19 protein-coding genes are annotated in these 20,196 nt (G+C 37.6%); 16 read left to right on the top strand and 3 right to left on the bottom strand.

Going from position 1 to position 20,196, the window contains the following annotated elements; translation table 11 throughout:
* The first annotated feature begins 174 nt into the window (after window positions 1-174).
* From JNUCC52_RS06185 to JNUCC52_RS06175, 3 genes are all read left to right on the top strand, one after another.
* Window positions 175-831 (top strand): TetR/AcrR family transcriptional regulator, encoded by a 657-nt coding sequence (locus JNUCC52_RS06185; RefSeq protein WP_337981695.1) that lies wholly within the window; start codon window positions 175-177, stop codon window positions 829-831.
* Window positions 832-928: 97 nt separating this feature from the next.
* On the top strand, window positions 929-3,247 hold the full coding sequence (locus JNUCC52_RS06180) for an ABC transporter permease (protein ID WP_337981694.1): 2,319 nt from the start codon (window positions 929-931) through the stop codon (window positions 3,245-3,247).
* A gap of 3 nt (window positions 3,248-3,250) precedes the next feature.
* Entirely contained in the window at window positions 3,251-4,009 is a 759-nt protein-coding gene (locus JNUCC52_RS06175; RefSeq protein ID WP_337981693.1) for an ABC transporter ATP-binding protein, read from the top strand.
* A gap of 220 nt (window positions 4,010-4,229) precedes the next feature.
* Here JNUCC52_RS06175 and fabI read toward each other — a convergent pair whose 3' ends face one another.
* Both fabI and JNUCC52_RS06165 read right to left on the bottom strand, forming a co-directional pair.
* Entirely contained in the window at window positions 4,230-5,012 is a 783-nt protein-coding gene (gene fabI / locus JNUCC52_RS06170) for an enoyl-ACP reductase FabI (protein WP_173478431.1), read from the bottom strand.
* A 209-nt stretch (window positions 5,013-5,221) separates the two neighbouring features.
* Window positions 5,222-5,470 carry a ferredoxin gene (locus tag JNUCC52_RS06165; protein ID WP_173478432.1) on the bottom strand — a complete coding sequence of 83 codons (249 nt, stop codon included), beginning with the start codon at window positions 5,468-5,470 and terminating at the stop codon, window positions 5,222-5,224.
* A 105-nt stretch (window positions 5,471-5,575) separates the two neighbouring features.
* Between JNUCC52_RS06165 and JNUCC52_RS06160 the strand changes: the two genes are divergently transcribed.
* The 7 genes from JNUCC52_RS06160 to JNUCC52_RS06130 all read left to right on the top strand — a co-directional run bounded on the left by JNUCC52_RS06160 (window position 5,576) and on the right by JNUCC52_RS06130 (window position 13,056).
* Entirely contained in the window at window positions 5,576-6,604 is a 1,029-nt protein-coding gene (locus JNUCC52_RS06160; protein ID WP_337981692.1) for a YpbB family protein, read from the top strand.
* Complete coding sequence (locus tag JNUCC52_RS06155) at window positions 6,605-8,047, top strand: RecQ family ATP-dependent DNA helicase (RefSeq protein WP_173478434.1); 1,443 nt, start codon at window positions 6,605-6,607, stop codon at window positions 8,045-8,047.
* 88 nt (window positions 8,048-8,135) lie between these two features.
* Window positions 8,136-8,852: a LysM peptidoglycan-binding domain-containing protein gene (locus JNUCC52_RS06150; protein WP_337981691.1), complete on the top strand. Its 717-nt coding sequence runs from the start codon at window positions 8,136-8,138 to the stop codon at window positions 8,850-8,852.
* 160 nt (window positions 8,853-9,012) lie between these two features.
* Window positions 9,013-9,768 (top strand): metallophosphoesterase, encoded by a 756-nt coding sequence (locus JNUCC52_RS06145; RefSeq protein ID WP_337981690.1) that lies wholly within the window; start codon window positions 9,013-9,015, stop codon window positions 9,766-9,768.
* 144 nt (window positions 9,769-9,912) lie between these two features.
* Window positions 9,913-10,875 carry a YpdA family putative bacillithiol disulfide reductase gene (locus tag JNUCC52_RS06140; protein ID WP_173478437.1) on the top strand — a complete coding sequence of 321 codons (963 nt, stop codon included), beginning with the start codon at window positions 9,913-9,915 and terminating at the stop codon, window positions 10,873-10,875.
* A gap of 74 nt (window positions 10,876-10,949) precedes the next feature.
* Window positions 10,950-11,510 (top strand): glycerol-3-phosphate acyltransferase, encoded by a 561-nt coding sequence (locus tag JNUCC52_RS06135; RefSeq protein WP_173478438.1) that lies wholly within the window; start codon window positions 10,950-10,952, stop codon window positions 11,508-11,510.
* Window positions 11,511-11,514: 4 nt separating this feature from the next.
* Window positions 11,515-13,056: an aminotransferase class V-fold PLP-dependent enzyme gene (locus tag JNUCC52_RS06130; protein WP_337981689.1), complete on the top strand. Its 1,542-nt coding sequence runs from the start codon at window positions 11,515-11,517 to the stop codon at window positions 13,054-13,056.
* 145 nt (window positions 13,057-13,201) lie between these two features.
* Here the strand turns inward: JNUCC52_RS06130 and JNUCC52_RS06125 are convergent, their stop codons facing one another.
* On the bottom strand, window positions 13,202-14,170 hold the full coding sequence (locus JNUCC52_RS06125) for an asparaginase (RefSeq protein WP_173478440.1): 969 nt from the start codon (window positions 14,168-14,170) through the stop codon (window positions 13,202-13,204).
* An 82-nt stretch (window positions 14,171-14,252) separates the two neighbouring features.
* Between JNUCC52_RS06125 and prsW the strand changes: the two genes are divergently transcribed.
* From prsW to rpsA, 6 genes are all read left to right on the top strand, one after another.
* Complete coding sequence (gene prsW / locus JNUCC52_RS06120) at window positions 14,253-14,927, top strand: glutamic-type intramembrane protease PrsW (protein ID WP_173478441.1); 675 nt, start codon at window positions 14,253-14,255, stop codon at window positions 14,925-14,927.
* Between the two features lie 98 nt (window positions 14,928-15,025).
* Complete coding sequence (gene sleB, locus JNUCC52_RS06115; RefSeq protein ID WP_173478442.1) at window positions 15,026-15,868, top strand: spore cortex-lytic enzyme; 843 nt, start codon at window positions 15,026-15,028, stop codon at window positions 15,866-15,868.
* Window positions 15,869-15,884: 16 nt separating this feature from the next.
* Window positions 15,885-17,168 carry a PepSY1/2 domain-containing protein gene (locus JNUCC52_RS06110; RefSeq protein WP_173478443.1) on the top strand — a complete coding sequence of 428 codons (1,284 nt, stop codon included), beginning with the start codon at window positions 15,885-15,887 and terminating at the stop codon, window positions 17,166-17,168.
* A gap of 85 nt (window positions 17,169-17,253) precedes the next feature.
* Window positions 17,254-17,913 (top strand): flagellar brake protein, encoded by a 660-nt coding sequence (locus JNUCC52_RS06105; RefSeq protein ID WP_173478444.1) that lies wholly within the window; start codon window positions 17,254-17,256, stop codon window positions 17,911-17,913.
* 83 nt (window positions 17,914-17,996) lie between these two features.
* Window positions 17,997-18,671 carry a (d)CMP kinase gene (gene cmk, locus JNUCC52_RS06100; RefSeq protein ID WP_173478445.1) on the top strand — a complete coding sequence of 225 codons (675 nt, stop codon included), beginning with the start codon at window positions 17,997-17,999 and terminating at the stop codon, window positions 18,669-18,671.
* 102 nt (window positions 18,672-18,773) lie between these two features.
* On the top strand, window positions 18,774-19,910 hold the full coding sequence (gene rpsA, locus JNUCC52_RS06095; protein ID WP_173478446.1) for a 30S ribosomal protein S1: 1,137 nt from the start codon (window positions 18,774-18,776) through the stop codon (window positions 19,908-19,910).
* The last annotated feature ends 286 nt before the right edge of the window (window positions 19,911-20,196 follow it).

The following is a 20,196-nucleotide window of genomic DNA, read 5'->3' as shown; positions in this document are numbered from 1 at the left end:
ATTTTGCACATGAACGATAATAGAAACAATGACCGCATCTCAAGCTATTCATAGAGTTGCGGTTTTTTTGTTAGATGACATAAAATTTAACAGATTTGGTGAATAACGTTGACAATATAGCCTATAGTACCATAAAATGGTATAGACAGACAGTCGGTCAGTAAGGAGGAGGCAATGAGAAAAGAAGCGGAAGAGCGTCGAAACGAAATACTGGATGTAGCTGATGAGCTTTTCGGTCAAAAAGGTTTTGATGGCACAAGTACTAATGAAATTTTAGAAAAAGTAGGTATTGCACGGGGGACGCTATATTATCACTTTAAATCGAAAGAGGATATTATGGATGCGTTGATTGAACGCTATACGGTGCAAATTTTATATTGTGCAAAAGAAATTGCTGCGAATAAGAATATTTCCTTCTATGAGCGTATTATCGGCGTTGTCATGGCATTAAACATAAGTGATGGTAATGGTAAAGAAGTAATAGAGCATATGCATAAACCGCAAAATGCGCTTATGCATCAAAAAATACAAAAAGTGATAGTTAATGAGGTTCCGCCAGTATTAACGGGAATTATTCGGGAAGGTATTGAGCAAGGACTTTTTAATACGCCATATCCTTATGAATGTATGGAAATGATTGTGGCGTATACCAATACTGTTTTTGATGATGCAATGGTCAATTTAACGAATGCAGAGGTTGCCAGGCGTATACAAGCTTTACTATTTAATGTCGAACGACTGTTAGGTGTTGAAAGTGGAAGTCTAATGCACATGATGAGGATGTTCGATAATGTAAAAGGAGATAGCGGTGGTGAGAAGACTTTAGATTAATTCGCTATTCATTAGGGAATTCCCTTTTCATAGACAGGAAGGCTAGCTGGTGAATTATGTTTTTCAATCTGTTAAAAAGCTTGAACAGAGGTGACATATGTATTACAGAATAATCCGTAATGACATTTCAAATAGCAAACTGATTTCGCTAACAACAATGATATTTGTTGCGGTCGCGGCTATGCTTGTTGCATTATCAGCAATACTTGTTGTTAATCTTTCGGGGGCGTTAGATACACTTATGAAGCAGGCGAAAACCCCTCATTTTATGCAAATGCATGTAGGTAATATTGATACAGTTCGACTTGAAGACTTTGCAAAACAGAATCATAACGTTCAAGATTATCAAGTGCTTGAGTTTCTCAATATTGACGGCTCGCAAATTATTTTAGGTGATCGTTCGTTTGCAAATAATGTGCAGGATAATGGTTTTACAATTCAAAGTAAGAAATTCGATTATCTTCTGGATCTTGATGGCAATATAATCGATGCGTTAGATGGTGAACTTTATGTACCGATCCGTTATATGAAAGAAAACAACGTAAAGATCGGTGATAAGGCAGCGATAAGTGGGAAACAATTTACTGTTGCGGGATTTTTAAGAGATTCACAGATGAATTCGATGCTCTCCTCTTCAAAGCGGTTTCTTATTAGTAAAAATGATTACGAGGACATAAAAGGCTTTGGCCGTATGGAATATTTAATCGAGTTCAGATTAAAAGATTTATCGACGCTCGGGGCATTTGAAACTGCCTATGCAACCGCTGGACTTGAAGCAAATGGCCCGACAATTACTTATCCACTATTTAAAATGATTAATGCGCTTACTGATGGATTGATGATCGGCATTATACTCCTTGTCAGTGTACTAGTCGTTGCCATTGCCTTTATGTGCATTCGTTTTACACTCCTCGCGAAAATCGAATTAGACTACCGCGAAATAGGTGTAATGAAGGCAATTGGATTACCAGTTTCTAATATAAAGAAGATATATTTAGCAAAATACGCAGCCATTGCATTGGCAGGTAGTGTAATCGGTTTTGTATGTTCATTTTTGTTCAAAAACATACTTCTTGAAAATATTAGGCTTTATATGGGGGAAAGCGACAATTCTTCTCTTGCTTCACTTTTTGGAATAATTGGAGTAGTGCTTGTCTTTTGTGCCATTATTGCTTATGTAAACGGAGTGTTGAAACGCTTTCGAAAAATTTCTGCTGTTGAGGCACTACACTATGGTACTTCGCAAGAACAAAATATGGGAACAAAGAGATTTAGCTTGAATAGCAACCGCCTAATTAACATAAATATATTTCTTGGTATTAAAGATGTGCTGTCAAGAAAAAGACTATATGCCACAATGCTAACAGTGCTTGTTATTTCATCTTTTATTATGATTGTTCCACTTAACCTTTACAACACGATTTCCTCAAATAACTTCATCAAATATATGGGTATTGGAAACTACGATATGCGTATTGACATTCAGCAAACTGATAATATATCTCAAAAAACAAAACAAATTTTATATGCCATAAACAATGATAGAACTATAACAAAACATACAGTTCTGTCGACCAAAACATTTAAAGTAAAAATGGAAAATGGAGCAGAGCGAAATATAAAAATTGAACTTGGTAACCACTCAATTTTCCCAATAAAATATTCAACTGGCAGGGCTCCAGCTTTACAACATGAAATTGCACTTTCTGTGTTAAATGCCGCTGAGCTAGGTAAAAAAGTAGGTGATATTATGACACTCGTCATTGCAGGAAAAGAACGGAAATTTACGGTTAGTGGCATCTATTCTGATATTACAAACGGTGGAAAAACTGCGAAGGCCACTTTTAATGACCATTCTACCAATATGATGTGGAGTGTTATTAGTGTAGAATTTTCCGATAAAGCTATGCTCGAAAATAAAATGATAGAGTATACGAATCACTTTACCTATGCAAAAGTTTCAGATATCAATAATTACGTCTTACAAACTTTCGGCTCAACAATTGATGCAGTAGGAAAGGCTTCACGCGCTGCCATTGCCGTTGCACTCTTTATCACTGTACTAATTACGTTATTGTTTATGAAAATGCTTGTAGTAAAAGATCGATACGCTATCGCTGTAATGAAAGCGGTAGGGTTTACAAATTCAGATATTACGACACAGTATATTGCCCGCTCATTATTCATTTTATTGATTGGAATGGTTGTTGGTACACTGCTTGCTAATACGGTCGGAAGTTTACTAGCAGGTGCAATGATCTCTTCTTTTGGTGCTTCGTCGTTTACATTTTCGGTCAATCCTTTAGCGGCATACCTATTTTGTCCGCTACTGATGACATGCTCGGTACTGATTGCAACGATTATTAGTACTTTGAGTGCTGGGAAAATTAAAATATCCGAAAATATAAAGGAGTAGTTTATGAAGAAAATAATTCTCGGAGACAATATTGTAAAATCATTCGGTGAAGGGGCGAAAAAGCACCATGTTCTGAATGGCGTATCCGTTACGATAAATGAGGGAGAATTTGTTGCTATTATGGGTCCATCAGGCTCAGGAAAATCTACCCTTATGTTTGCATTAAGTGGTATGGATAGCATTGACACTGGAAAGGTGTCGTTTGATGGAATGGATTTGTCACTACTGAGTGAACAGAAACTTGCCGATTTACGAAGAACAAAAATGGGGTTTGTTTTTCAGCAGCCGACTTTGCTTAAAAACTTAAATATTTTAGATAACATTCTACTTCCTTCATTGCGAGATAATAGAAAAAGCATAGACAAGATAACAAAGAAAGCTAGAGCACTTATGAAAAAGGTTGGAATTGATGAGCTCGAAAAACGTGATATCACACAAGTTTCGGGAGGACAGCTTCAACGTGCAGGTATTTGCCGTGCACTGATAAGCAATCCTAAAATTATTTTCGGTGATGAGCCGACAGGTGCGCTTAATTCAAAATCAGCACAGGAAATAATGGACATTATTACTGAAATTAATGCAGAAGGGACAGCAGTGCTGCTTGTAACACATGATCCAAAGATTGCAGCAAGGACAGATCGAATACTGTTTATGTGTGATGGAAAAATAATCGATGAGGTACACTTTAACCGACTTACTGACACAAATATTGAAGATAAAATGGAAAAGATTCTAGAGGAAATGCGAAAAATCGGCATATAATTTCTATTTTTAGAAGTAAATTACAAGAAAATACTAGTTGATGGTAGCTAAGACGAGTGACTCCTGCGGGAACAGCACAACGTAAGCCACAACAGGCGGCGCGACAGCGACGGTTGTGGCTTACGTTGTGCCCGCGGAAAGCGCTCGTCGTAGCGGACATCCACGATGCACAAAAAAGTGTTAGATTGATTGTCGTCAATCCAACACTTTTTGTCTTTTATTAACCCATAATATTGTAGCCAGCATCAATGTAAATTGTTTCGCCTGTTACCCCACGTGATAGGTGAGAAAGCATTACAATTGTCATATCAGCTACTTCATCTTGTTGAACATTGCGTTTTAACGGCGCAGTTTCTTCGATTTTGTGTAAAATCGTATTGAAAGAAGGAACACCTTTTGCAGCTAGTGTACGTATAGCACCTGCAGAAATAGCATTTACACGGATATTGTCTTGACCAATATCAGCAGCTAAATAGCGCATTGACGCTTCTAATGCAGCTTTGGCAACACCCATTACGTTATAGCCATCAAGTACACGCTCAGCACCTAAGTAACTCATCGTTACAATAGAGCCACCTTCTGTCATGTATGGGTGCGCTGCTTTTGCAGTTGAAATAAGTGAATACGCACTTGTATCTTGCGCGAATGCATAGCCATCACGTGTTGTTTCTAAAAAGCGATTGTGTAAGTCTTCAGCATTGGCAAATGCGACAGAGTGAACAATCCCATGGATAACGCCAACTTTTGCACCGATTGTATCGAAGGCAGCTTTTGTACTGTCATCGCTGTTAACATCACATTGTACGACAAATGCATCTGCTTGCCCATAGTTTTCAAGTTGCTTTTGTAATTTTTTTAATGAACGCTCTTGGCGATATGTAAAAATAACATTAGCGCCTACGTCGAATAAACGTTTTGCAATCCCCCAAGCAATACTGCGGTCGTTTGCAACACCCATAACGACAATGTTTTTATCTTTTAATTGTAATAAATTGTCCATCATTTATAAGAACCCCTTTACGAAATAATATCTGTTATTAGTACCAACTACTAAAATCTTAGCATACATAAATTATGGTTGCAATAACAAGATGAAAAGAGCATAAAACTTCATTTGTATTTGCCTTTGATAAATAATTGATGAACCGTATAGAAAACAAAACGATACAAAAAGGCACCCTAAGTAGGATGCCTTTTTTAGTAAGGATTTTACTATTCGAATTTTAAAGAGTCGCCATCAAAAGGTTCTTCAGCCACTTTAATAGAATCTGTTGGGCAACCTTCAAAAGCGTCTTGCATGTCTTCTAGTAGATCTTCTGGAACTTCGGCAGTTCCCATGTTATCATCTAAAATAACGAAGGCAATTCCTTCATCATCATAATCATAAATATCGGGTGCTGCGGCTCCGCATGCGCCACAAGCGATGCATGTATCTTTATCAACAATTGTGTATTTAGCCATTTCTTTCTCTCCTTTTACGATGGTCCTACAAAGCTTCATACTCATTTTAAAGATGTTTAACTTACATTTCAACCTAATACTATTAAATTGGAGGAATTTGCTTCAATGTTTTATCAAATTTTATTGCAAATCTTTCAAAAACTTAATAATGAGCGAACCGTTTCTGCAGCTTATCATATCCTAAGAGGAAAGCGTTCAGGACAGACAATTCAAGATGTTGGACTGTTTCAGCTCCATAACTATTTTGGCTTACTCCCAAAACTACCCCGTGCGACATTTGACGAGGCTGTAGCAACCTTTTTGCAATATAGTTGGTTAAGTATGCAGGAATCTGGTCATTATTCCATGAAAAAGCTAGGTTTACAACGAGCGGAGCAAACATCTACTTTTTTATTTGACGGCTGGCATTATCGAGGAAATGAGCATGTGTTTTTTGCTCGTCTATCTTTAATCGTCCAAAGTCTATCTTATCAAAAAGAGGGGATTCGCTCATTTTCTCCTATTAGTAAGGATGTACAAGTTCAATCATGGGTACGTACTTTTCTACAGGACAATCAGTATCAATTAGGACAATTACAGCAACGCTTACATGAAGAATGTCTTCGTATTTTAGCTGTTTTACCAGTATCAGATAGCAATAAACAACTTGTTCTTTATCGATTGAGTGGCCATAGTCTACCTGGTTGGACATGGCAGCAGCTTTCTAGTGAACGTAAGGAAACTGTGCTAGATAGTCAATTAGCATTTATTGAATTACTACATACATTAATGAATGAAGTGCATGCAACAAATAACTACCCGTTACTTGGTCAAATGGCTTCGGACCTTCGGGTGAAGGCATTACTGACTGATTCTGCACAACAAACCGCCTATTTATATGAACAAGGTTATTCAATTGAACAAATAGTGCAAATAAGAAAATTGAAACAAAGTACGATTGAGGACCATTTAGTTGAATTAGCGATGAATGAACCGAACTTTTCGATTGGCCCATTCGTCTCATATGAAGAGGCGGAAAAAGTTTGGCAGGCTTCTAAGAAATACCAAACAAAAAAATTAAAGGCATTGCATGATGTAGTAAATGATATGAGTTATTTCCAGCTGAGACTTGTCCTCGCGAAAGGGGAAGTATAAATGGAACTAGAGCAAACATTAGCAAAGCATTTTGGCTATACGACATTCAGACCAGGTCAAAAGGAAGTAATCGAAGCAATTTTAGATGGAAAAGATGTTATTGCGTTATTGCCAACTGGCATGGGTAAATCGCTGTGCTATCAATTGCCAGCATATCTATTGCAAAAGCCTGTATTAATTGTGTCTCCTTTATTGTCTTTAATGCAGGACCAGGTAGAGCAGCTTAAACGATTTGGTGAAAAAAGAGTAGTCGCATTAAATTCATTTTTAGCAGCAGATGAAAAACGATATGCCCTGCATTTTTTAGAACAATATCGCTTTATTTTTACGTCTCCAGAAATGCTTTTACAACAACAGGTGCAGGAAAAGTTAACAAACATGTCATTAAGTCTTATTGTAGTGGATGAAGCGCATTGTATTTCGCAATGGGGTTTCGATTTTCGTCCAGATTATTTGCGTATTGGAGAATGGTTTTCGCAAAGTAATCGCCCGCCAGTGTTAGCTTTGTCAGCGACTGCAACGCAAAAAGTAATTAAGGATATTCGTACTACACTTGCGCTAAACGCCCCATTTGAATTTATGTACAATGTGGATCGTCCTAATATTCATCTTGGACGTGTTGGATTTGAGGATAGGGCAGATAAAGCAAGATGGATTTTAGAGCATGTCAAAAAAACAGCTGGACCAGGGATTTTATATATGTCATCACGTAAGCGAGCAGAGCAATATTGTGAAACATTTATACAAGCAGGTATTCGGGCTGCTGCTTATCATGCGGGGTATAGTGCGGAGGATCGTCAATTTATTCAACAGCAATTTATTGATGGGGAGCTAGATTGGATTGTAGCGACCAATGCATTTGGTATGGGTATTAATAAGGCGGATATTCGACAAGTAATACATGAATCCATGCCAGCGAATGTCGCTAATTATATGCAAGAAATTGGACGCGCAGGACGTGATGGAAATCCAGCTTTAGCAATTTTACTTTATAGTGAAGGTGACGAGGAACTTGCGAAATTTGTTGTAACAGGCGATTTACCGTCAGCAAGTCATGTGGATCGTTATCAAGAACTTGTGATGCAACATATCGAGCCAGCACAAATGTTGAAAAATGGTGAGTTGAGTGAAACGGCTTTTCGTGTGCTTGATTATTGGTACCATCAGGAATCTGTTCAGGAAGTGAAAGCGCGACTTAATTATTTTGCACTTGAAAAATATCAGGCAGTTGATGAAATGTTAAAAATTACTCAGACAAAAGGCTGTATTCGTGAGCAGCTTGTCGGGTATTTTGGGCAAAAATTGCAGAAAAAACCTGAAATCTGTTGTGAAAATTGTGGAATCCATTATGATGAAATCAATATAGCACGCGTTATGGAACCGAAAAAAGTAGAAATGGTTGCATGGGAAAGTCGATTAAAACAGCTTTTATTAAGCGATTAGACTGTAATTGACGGTCATTTACTTTTTTCGCAAAATTCGTCATAATAGAATGATAGAAGAATGCGTAGCAAGGTTGGAGGAAAGTCGAATGAGTAAAGAAGACTATCGTGATAAAATCGAAGAACATCGTCAGTCATTTGAAGAAGAACAACAAGAACAGCAAAATCTATCGAGAGTTTCAAGAATGAATAAAAATGGAAGCAATAACAAAAAGCCGAAAAATACAAAACGTAAATCACCGTTAATGACGATACTTTTTGTTACATTTATTTTAATTCCATTAACTATATTAATTTATTTCGTGCAATTCTATGATCCTGGTAAAACGATTGAAGAAGCCGAAAAAGATACGATGGATTCTGTTGTAGAAATTGATAAGACTGGTAGTAAAGCGGAAGCATCCACATCATCTGATAAAGACAAAGATGATAAAGCAAACGACGAAGCTAAAGCACAGGCTCAAAAAGACGCTGAAAAGTTAGCTGCACAACAAAAGGCTGCAGAAGAAGCGAAAAAAGCCGAAGAGGCAAAAAAAGCTGAAGAAGCTAAGGTAGCACAGCAACAGGCTGAGGCAGCTAAGAAAGCTGAAGAAGCGAAAAAAGCTGAGCAAGCACGTAAAGCAGAACAAGAAAAGCAAAATGCTGCAAAAGCAAAAACACATACAGTTAAAGCAAATGAAAATCTATATCGTATTGCATTAAATTACTACGGTGATGGTAGTGAAGCAACGTTAGCGAAAATCCGAGCGGCGAACGGCATGCCTAATGACACTGTATTTGTTGGGCAAGTCATTAAACTACCGTAAGAAAAATGGTGTCATTCTTTGGCAACGATGTTTTTCTAGTATAAAATAAAGGACAAACGTCAACACCAATGAATGGTTGAGGCAAACGTCTGATTAGCAAAAAGGCGATTCTACAGCATTGATGAATCGTCTTTTTGTTGTCATAAGGAGAAGTGAGGGAATGATATATATTGGACTATTTCTTTTAATAGTTATCACCTTCCTACTCTATATGTGGAAGGTCGCGCACGAAAATAATGTGTTGCATCATCAATTATCACTCAAAGGTGAACAAGAAACGATTCGTTTATTTTTTATTTCTGATACGCATTTACGGAAAATTAATCGTCCCATGATAGAACGATTATCAGGCACATTCGATGCGGTAATAATCGGTGGGGATTTTGCAGATAGCCGCACACCTATTCAACGTATTCATGACAATCTTGATTTATTGACACCGCTAGGACCTACTTATTTTGTTTGGGGGAATAATGATAGAGAAGTAGGCGAGGAGCAGTTTCGAGATATTTTACAACAACACAATGTTAAAATTATCGCCAATGATGCAATTCTATTACCTAATAAGAATCGCTTATGGATAAGTGCTATTGAAGATACTTCTACGATGCAATATAGTTTTGATGCTGCTTTTGAAAAAGTTGGCGAGGATGATTTAGTCGTTTTTATTTCACATAATCCTGGTGTCTTTGCTAGAGTACGTGCGAAGTTTAGAGCGGATTTAATGATTGGTGGACATTTACATGGTGGTCAAATAAGAGTTGGACCTTATGGTGTTCATCCACTTGGTTCTTATCGGGAACGCGAGGGTGTGATGACACTTGTGAGTAACGGCTATGGTACAACACTATTGCCATTCCGTTTAGGCGCGAAACCTGAATGCCATATAATTGATATTGACATTTCGGGTAAATAAACAACCAATAATGCGCAGAAGGCGTATAATGGAAACGAGCGTTATTTTTTAAAATGTAGAGTTCCTGAATAGGAATATAATCTGCATGAAAGCGAAGCATCTGTGGTTTATACATGGATGTCTATTTGATAGGAGTGTCAAACAATGCAACAAGTTGATGCAATTATTGTTGGAGGAGGCCCTTGTGGTTTAGCTGCAGCAATATCTTTACAAAAAATTGGTTTACGACCGATTGTCATCGAAAAAGGAAATATTGTTAATGCCATTTACAACTATCCAACACATCAAACTTTTTTTAGTACGAGTGAACGTTTAGCTATTGGTGACGTACCATTCATTATTGAGGGGCGCAAGCCAAAGCGAAATCAAGCACTTGTTTATTATCGCGAGGTAGTACGCTTGAAAAAAATTCAAGTTAACCGTTTTGAAAAAGTCGGAAGTGTTGTGAAAAATGGAGAGATTTTTACGGTAACGACGGATAAGGATGTATATGAAACTCCATATGTTGTAGTAGCGACAGGTTACTATGATCATCCTAACTATATGGATATTCCTGGTGAAGGATTACCGAAAGTTCACCATTACTTTAAAGAAGGGCATGAATTTTTTGATACGGATGTCCTTGTAATCGGTGGGAAAAATTCAGCTGTAGATGCAGCATTAGAATTAAACAAGGCTGGAGCACGTGTCACAGTTGTATATCGTGGCAGTGAATATTCACCAAGCGTTAAGCCGTGGGTTTTACCTGAATTTGACGGTGTTGTACGTAACGGAGAAGTTACAATGCACTTTAATACGAGTGTAGTCGAAATACGGGAGCATGAAGTTGTAATAAATATTGACGGTCGTGAAGAAGTATTAAAAAATGACTTTGTTTTTGCTATGACTGGTTATCATCCAGATCATTCATTTATCCGAGCGATGGGTGTGACGATAGACGAGGAAACAGGCCGACCATTTTGTCAACCTGACACAATGGAAACAAATGTAGCAGGCCTATTTATTGCTGGAGTCATCGCAGCAGGCAATAACGCCAATGAAATTTTTATTGAAAATGGACGTTTCCATGGTGATTGTATTGCACAAACAATTGCAGAAAGAAGATAAATAAAGAAGCTGTATAGGCGTGACTGCTTATACAGCTTCTTTTAGAATAGTGTGTCTATAAAAGGTGGGGGAAAATGACTTGGTTATATTGGATAATTAGCTATTTTATTGGAAACTTTTTGACGGCTTTTTTCGTTGGAAAAGTATATGGTGTCAATTTGCAACAGGAGCGTAGTAAAAACCTAGGTGCGCGAAATGCAGGGAGTGTACTAGGAAAGGCTGCATTTATGTGGACGTTTTTGGGTGATTCACTAAAAGGTGTTCTTATTGTGCTGTTAGGTAATTTTTGGCATTTAGAACAGTGGGCAATTGTTGTAGGTGGATGTCTCGTTATAATCGGACATATGTATCCTATGTGGCTGAAATTTCATGGTGGTAAAGGTGTGGCAACATTTATCGGTGTTGGGCTTGCCTTATCACCGACTTTATTTACCATGATGATTATTGGCACTGCACTAGTGTTTAGTATAACGAGGAGCCTTACGCTTGGCATGTTAGGTGGCTTCGTGTTTTACATTGGAGCGATTGGACTAACAGGTCATTTATCGCTATACATACCGTTGCTTGTTGCGATTATTTGTATGTTGATTAAGCATACATCGAATATTAAGGAGTCTTTAAGAAGAGGGAAGTGATTGTATGTACTGGTGTAAAGTCGCACAGACAGAAAAGGAATTTGATGCGATCGCGCAGTTGAATTATGAAACCTTTGTTGAAGAAATTCCACAGCATGAACCAAATACGATGAAAAGAAAAGTAGATCGTTTCCATCAAGAAAATACGTATTTAGTTGTTTATAAAGGAACTGAGCTAATTGGCATGTTAGCTTTTCGAGATCAACGACCGTTTTCAATTGATGAAAAAATTGGTGAAGTGGAGCAGTATTTACCTAAGGAAATTTGTACAAAACTTTGTGAAATTCGTTTGCTTGCAGTAAAAAAGCAATATCGTACAGGCCGTGTATTATTAAGATTGACACAGGCATTAAATGCTTTTGCATATGAAAAAGGCTATTCAGCAGCTGTAATTTCAGGAACTACGCGTGAAGAAAAATTGTATAAGCAAATGGGCTTTACCCAATTTGCACCAGCAGTAGGTACAGCAGAAGCTATGTTTTTACCAATGGTATTAACAAGGCAACAATTTGAACAGTCCTTACAACAAAAACTGGCACAGGAAAGTTATACATTTTACCCAGGGCCAGTTAAACAGCAAGGGGCTATTTTGTATTCGGACATATCGCACCGATCTCAAGCCTTTCAATCATTATATGGATACATGCGTAGCAAGCTATTGGAATTATCAAATGCAAAGTATATCGCAACATTAGTAGGAACGGGAACATTAGCGAATGAAGTGATGCTCGGACAGCTCAAGGCACAAAAAATGGGGCATGGACTTATTTTAACGAATGGAGAATTTGGAGAACGTCTTCATAAGCAGGCTGAGCGCTGGTCCTTAGATTTCGATGTCGTGACGCACGAGTGGGGAAGCGCATTTAATTTGCGGTCATTGGAGGCTTTATTGCAAACAGGTTCCTATCAATGGCTACTCATGGTGCATGGGGAAACTTCAACAGGCACATGTAATGATTTAGAGGGAATTTTACAACTGGTTAAGCACTATAATGTAAAGCTTTGTGTTGATTGTATTAGCTCATTTGGTGCTATGCCGTTTTCATTAGCTGAGTGCTACTTATCAACTGCGGTGAGTGGTAAAGCGTTAGGAGCACTTAGTGGCTTGTCATTTGTCTTTTCTCAAGAACTTGTGGAGCCATCTACAACTATTCCTGCTTACTTGGATTTAGCTAATTATCAGCAAGGTGCTATTCCTTCTACGCTACCAGCAGTACTTATTGGCAATGTAGTAGATGCTTTACAAGCTTATCCAGCGCGCTATAGTCAACTACAACAGCACTTTGAAGCGCTGCTGCAGCTACCATTTATGGACTATCGCTTACCAACTATAGCGTATCCAATGATTTTAACCATTCAATGTCCAAGGAAACTCATTAATTTATCAACCGATTTAAAATTGAACGGCTTATATGTCCATGGAGATAGTGAATATTTACGTAAGCGAAATTTTATTCAGCTTTCAATAATCCAACCTGATTTTGAGTTTGCGCTAGGTCGCCTAAGTGAGCTGTTAACTTATTATGAGCAAACTGTAGATGTATAAGCGATAAATTATGCTTTATCGGCGAGCTGCCGTGTTTATGAGCGGTTTCTCTTTTTAATGGCGAATTAACTTGCTTTATTGGCGCTATGACATGATGTAGTGGCGATTCACCGTTTTAGTGGCGTTAACGAGAAATTCATAGGACTTACTGGAAAAATTCCTTTAAGTCCAATGGGTTTCCTTCTTTGTTTAAACCGATAAGTAATTTTAATCGTGCTTTTTGCCCGTTAATACCTGTCGCAAAAATTGCGCCTAAGTCTTCTAGCATTTTACCACCACCAACATAACCGTATACGCCTTCAGCAATGCCATTGAAGCATCGAGAGACAAGAACAACAGGGATACCACGTTCCAACAGACTTTCAATGCCTTTGACAACGGTTGGTGGAACATTCCCTTGTCCAAGGCCTTCAAGTACAACACCGTCGTACTGACAGGCAAGCACTACGTCAAGTAAATCTACTTCCATCCCTGCATAGACCTTCAGCATGGCTACTCGCTTCGCTAAGCCTTGTATGTCTACATATTGGCGGCGAATTGGGGCATGATGAAACAAAATACGCGATTTTGTAATAAGTCCGATTGGGCCGTATTGTGGCGATTGAAACGTATTGACTGAACTAGTGCTCGTTTTTGTAGTGTTAACGGCAAGATGAACCTCGTCGTTCATTACAACAAGCACTCCTTTGTCACGTGCTTCGTCATCTACCGCTACGCGAACTGCTTCAACTAGATTGTAGATGCCGTCTGCGCCTAACTCATTAGAGGAACGCATTGCACCCGTCAAGACAATAGGAATGGATAAATTGGTTGTTAACTCTAAGAAATAAGCTGTTTCTTCTAAAGTATCCGTGCCATGTGTAATGACAACACCATCGAATTGCTCAGTTGAAGTTTTTTCCATAATTAAATTACGTAAACTAAGCATTTCTTTTGGTGTAATATGCGGTGAAGGTAAATTAAATGCCTCCACTTCTTTAATAGATGCAAGTGTATCAAGTTTTTTACTTTCTTTTATTAGTGGATTTTCCTTATTTGGCATAACCGCCCCTTCTTCACTCATTGCCATGGAAATTGTTCCGCCAGTATGAATTAATAAAATTGTTTTTCTCATAAAAAATAAATCTCCTTTTTAAAATTTTTTTGTCATTACATGGTATAATGATATCAGTCTATTGTTGAAAGGAGCCGGCAACATGATCATCCTTTTATCAGCTGCCATTGCTCCAGGTCTAGCGCTTTTTAGTTACTTCTATTTGCGCAATCAAATGGCAACGGAGCCACGAAAAACACTACTTCAAACGTTTTTGTATGGTGCTTTTTTAACATTCCCTATCTTGTTTTTACAGTATGTATTAACAGAAGAAGGGGTTTTTCAATATCTTTATTTACAAGATGTCCTTTTTTCCAGTGTCATTGAAGAGTTTTTTAAATGGTTTGTACTGTTAATAGCTATCTACAATCATGTAGAATTTGATGATCCTTATGATGGTATATTGTATGGTGCAAGTATATCTCTTGGATTTGCGACGATTGAAAATGTATTGTATTTATTTTCTTTTGGTTTGAATACAGCATTTATGCGAGCATTACTACCCGTATCAAGTCACGCTCTGTTTGGTGTAGTAATGGGCTATTATTATGGTCGTGCAAAGTTTTCAAAGCATGCAAAGACAAAAGAAATGATTGCGATGGCCATTTGTGCACCAGTCGTATTACACATTTTATACAATACAATATTATCATTTAAAGGACATTGGGTATATTTAATGATACCGTTTATGCTATTTTTATGGTGGTTTGGTTTACGTAAAGTAAAGCTTGCGCATTATCATCTTATCCAACATTTGCATATGCATAAAAAAATATAGAAGCGTAGAAATCTTAAAATGATTTCTACGTTTTTTCTATTTTATGAATGTATAAAAAGTGCTGTTTGTTTCAAGCTATAAAAAAAGGAGTGATGATTGTGCGTTTATTAAGTATACTTTTTGCTTTCATTCTTGCGATTAGTATAGTCTCGATTCCACAAAATAACGCAACAGCGTTTAGCGATCAACAAATTACCCGCGGTGCGTATGGAGATGATGTCATTGAATTACAGGCTAGATTACAATACTTAGGATTTTATAAAAGTAAAATTGACGGAAAATTCGGCTACAACACTTACTGGGCATTACGAAATTTCCAAGAGAAATATGGCATACCAGTAGATGGTATAGCAGGCACAAAGACGAAAAAAGCATTAGCAGGATATTCAGATTACGATGAAAAATGGGTGAAAGCGCAATTAAAAGCAGGCAATCAGTTTACCTATTATGGTGGTGTTCCACTTGATCAGCAGGTGAAAAGTACTGGTAATGCTGGTGGGAACGCTGGCGGTGGCGGAACAGCAAATAATGAAAGCACTGGTAGCAGTAATAATAATGGGACAGATACACAAATTCCACCAAAGTATACGGAACGTGATTTACAGCTTATTGCCAATGCAGTTTATGGAGAGGCTAGGGGAGAACCATATGAAGGCCAAGTAGCCGTAGCCGCTGTTATTTTAAATAGATTAGAAAGTCCAGATTTTCCGAACACAATATCAGGTATCATTTTCCAACCTTTAGCATTTACAGCAGTAGCAGATGGTCAAATTTGGCTAGAACCAAACCAGCGTGCAAAAGAAGCGGTTATCGATGCAATGAATGGCTGGGATCCATCAGAAAATGCACTGTATTATTTTAACCCTAAAACAGCAACAAGTAAGTGGATTTGGTCTCGTCCGCAAATAAAACAAATAGGTGAGCATATTTTCTGTTCATAAGAAAGGAGGAAAATAGATGAGAACAATGCTCGTTATTTTAACGATAGCCGTTATCGGTTTAGGAGCATATAGTATTGATTTACATGGAGATAAAGAAAGTTTACAACGTACAGTACATGCGCAGTATACAGAAAAACTAACGGATGCCTCTGAAAAATTATCGTACTTACAAAGAGCAGTTTCGCAATCCTTATTATTTAAGGATGAACAGGCTATCCACAGTGAGCTAGATTCTATTTGGCGACTAAGCTCAGAAGTACGTTCATCAATTTCAAATATTCCCATTGGGCAAGAGCTTTCTAGTCAGTGGCTAGGTTATTTAGGAAGACTTGGTGATGAAGCGAAAAAAACCGCGAAGTCGGGAGATTATGAAGAGTGGCGTAAAAAAATGCCGCAAATCTCCACTAATTTGCAAGCTTTATCTGACGAATGGACAACTGCAACTGTTGATTATTATAAACAAGATGGAAATATGGATGTTTGGACGCGCCAAGTAGACAATAAAAATCCTAATACATCATTTGATAATATTAAGAAGACACTAAAAGATTATGGTGAAAGTGATTTCCCACTTACATTAAGTGAATCAGATTGGCAGAAAAAATTAGAATTAAAAGCATTACAAGATTCAGTCATTACAGAAAAAGAAGCGCTAGAAAAAGTGAAAAAACTATTCCCAATTATTAAAGATGCTACGTTTACTGTTACAAAAAGTAGCGATACAGCGCCATATCCGTTTTATCACATACAGTTCCATCAAGGTATTCGTTTAGGTTATGTCGACGTAACTGAAAAGGGAGGACACTTACTATCCTATTTAGTTGAACGTCCTGTAGATGAGGCTAAGCTTTCACAAGAGGAAGTTATTAAAAAAGCGGAAGAACATTTAAAGAGACTTGAGATGAAAGATGTTGCTTTTGTTGAGTCACGTGAAAACCATTTAGCTTGGCATGTTACATTTGCACGCGTTCATCCTGGTGATAATGCATTAATTTATGCAGATGGTGTACAATTAAAAATTGCAAAAGATACTGGAGAATTACTTGGTGCAAATGCAATGGAATATATACAAGAAGAATCGATAAAACCACAAAAAGCTAATCCAATTGATTGGAAAACTTTCTTTGACGATAATGTACGTGTTGAAGAAGTAAGAAATATATATACGGATAACGGACAATTCGAACAACGTCTTTGCTATGAAGTCATTGCCGTTCGAGACGAACAAGTCCAAGAAACGTTCCGAATTGTAGTAGATGCTGAAAATCACAATGTGTTAAAAGTAGAATATTTAACTTAAGTCTAGAAAAAGCTCCCAGTTCATATAGCCAAAATTTACATCCCATGCAATAATAGGGGTATATATATTGTTCGGGGAGATGCTCATGGAAATTAAAATTGGTACACTACTACAACTTGAACCTACTTATACAGAACGTATTGAAAAATTCCGCTGTAAAGTAGTTGAACAAAGAGACAATATAATTTATATTGATTATCCAACAAATGTAATAACTAAAAAAACAGCCTTTTTAATAGATGGTTCTGAATTTAGGGCAACCTTTCGAACAGAAGATAAACAATCTTACGCCTTCAATACAGAAGTAATCGGTCGCAAAGCTGGTAATATACCGATGATTATGTTGCACTGTCCTCAAGAGGATGAGTTTATCAAAATTCAACGCCGCGAATACGTTCGTGTGGAAACACCTGTCGATGTGGCAGTGCAATTTAAAGATAATAAATACCAGCTTGTAACAACAGATATTAGTGCAGGTGGACTGGCACTTATTTTAAAAGGCAACATAGCCTTTCAAGATGGCGATGACATTAAGCTAACGATTGTCTTGCCATTTGCCAATGGCGATGTGAATTACGTCGTTACAGAAGCAACAGTTGTTCGAATATTTGAAAAAGATGACAAGACAATTGCTACCATTCAATTAACGGATACGGATGATATTGATCAACAACATATTGTACGTTTTTGCTTTGAACGACAGCTATTAAATCGCCGTAAAGAAATAAACCCATTCGATGATTAAATGGACAGTAGCCCTCTTGCTCGTAGAGGGCTTTTTTTTATTAGTATGTTACAATATGGTGTGAAAGAAAGTAGGGAAGCATAATGAAAAAAAACATTCAAATTGCGATTGACGGTCCTGCAGGTGCTGGAAAAAGCACAATCGCCAAAATCGTTGCAGAATCACTAGGATTCACGTATATCGATACGGGAGCAATGTATCGAGCAGTTACGTATAAAGCAATGCAACAAAACATACATTTAGATGATGAAGCAAAATTAGCAGAAATGTTAGCAGCTAGCTCAATTGAATTAAAGCCTTCTCCTCAAGGTCAACTTGTTTTTTTAGATGGCGAAAATGTATCTGATGCAATTCGCTCCAATGAAGTAACATCATCTGTTTCGCAAGTAGCGGCACATGCTAAAGTGCGTGAATTGTTAGTAGCGCAGCAGCAAAAACTTGCCGCTAATGGTGGTGTTGTCATGGATGGACGTGATATTGCGACACATGTGTTAAAAAATGCAGAGCTGAAAATCTTTATGTCTGCTACTGTAGAGGAACGTGCAAGACGCCGCTATATTGACAATGAAAAACGAGGGATTGCGTCTTCTTTAGAAAAGCTCCAAGAAGATATTGCTTTACGCGATAAAATGGATAGTGAGCGTGAAGCTTCACCACTGATTCAAGCAGCGGATGCTATTTATCTAGACACAACGGAGCTATCAATTGATGCAGCAGCGCAAGCCATTTTAAAATTAGCACAAGAAAAAATGGTATAAATCCTAAAATTTCAGACATTTTTAGAATTTAAAGGATTTATTTTTGTCTTTGTCTTCAATATCGAATAAAATAGTAAGGGAAGATGCGAAGGAGGGTTACATATGTCTGAAGAAATGAACTATGCAGAACAAACGTTTAACGAAGGTGATATCGTCAAAGGTATTGCGGAGCAGGTTGATGAAAAAGCAGTAACTGTTTCAATTCCGGGTGCACCGTTTGACGGTATCGTACCAATAAGTGAATTATCGAGCTTACACATTGAAAAAGCGTCTGACGCTATCTCCGTTGGGGATGAGTTAGAATTGATGATTACAAAGGTTGAAGAGGAAAACTATGTATTATCAAAACGTAAAGTCGATGCCTTAAAAGCATGGGATACACTAGAACAACAATATGCTGCTGGGGAAGTTTTCGAAGCGGAAGTAAAGGATATTGTTAAAGGTGGTCTTGTTGTAGATTTAGGAGTACGTGGGTTCGTTCCAGCATCCCTAGTAGAAGATTATTTTGTCGATGATTTTGAAGATTATAAAGGGAAAGTACTAAGCTTTAAAATTGTCGAGCTTGATAAAGAAAAAAATCGCTTAATTTTATCACATCGAGCTGTAGTAGAATCTGAGAAAGCTTCTCAGAAGAAAAATGTAATTAACCAAATCAAAGCTGGCGACGTATTAGATGGTAAAGTACAGCGTATAGCATCATTTGGTGCATTTATCGATCTTGGTGGTATCGATGGACTTGTCCATATTTCACAAGTATCACATGAGCATGTGAGTGATGTCAGTGAGGTATTATCAGAAGGACAAGAAGTAAAAGTGAAGGTTCTTTCTGTAGACCCAGAGAATGAGCGTATTTCGCTATCGATTAAGGATACCGTTCCTGGACCGTGGTCGAATATTGAAGAGCGTGCTGCGAAAGGCACAGTGCTTGTAGGGAAAGTAAAACGCCTTACATCATTTGGTGCTTTTGTAGAAGTGTTCCCTGGTGTGGAAGGCTTAGTGCATATTTCACAAATTGCGCATAAGCATATTAATACGCCACATGAAGCGTTGAAAGAAGCGCAAGAGGTACAAGTGAAGGTGCTAGATGTCAACGTTGACGAAGGCCGCCTAGCATTAAGTATTAAAGATTTATTAGAAAATCCAGAGGCTGAAGAAGTAATCGATTATGAATTACCAGAAGAAAACACTGGTTTCTCTCTCGGTGATGTAATTGGCGACCAACTGAAAAACTTTAAATAATCATCAACAACGAGGATACGATCGTATCCTCGTTTTAGTTTGTTTACAGTCATTTTTGAATTGTTGCTGTTGATGTCTATTGCAGGTAGGCTTACTAATGTTCGAGTTTTTTGAATTGTTTGAGTGCCTGACACCCTCAACGTTTCGTTTGTCTTGTGACCTGCTAAAAAGAGTGTGTCTGGAACGAAAAAAAACGGTAATGTTAAAGAGTAAGCTAAAAAGTACTCTCCATGATGGATATGTTATGATATAATGGCATTTTTCGTGTATAATAGCGAAAGACAAG

Source organism: Lysinibacillus sp. JNUCC-52 (assembly GCF_015999545.1).
In the GTDB taxonomy this organism is placed as follows: Bacteria; Bacillota; Bacilli; order Bacillales_A; family Planococcaceae; genus Lysinibacillus.
Note: the sequence above shows the minus strand (reverse complement) of the source record. Positions and strands in the feature narration are given on the sequence as shown.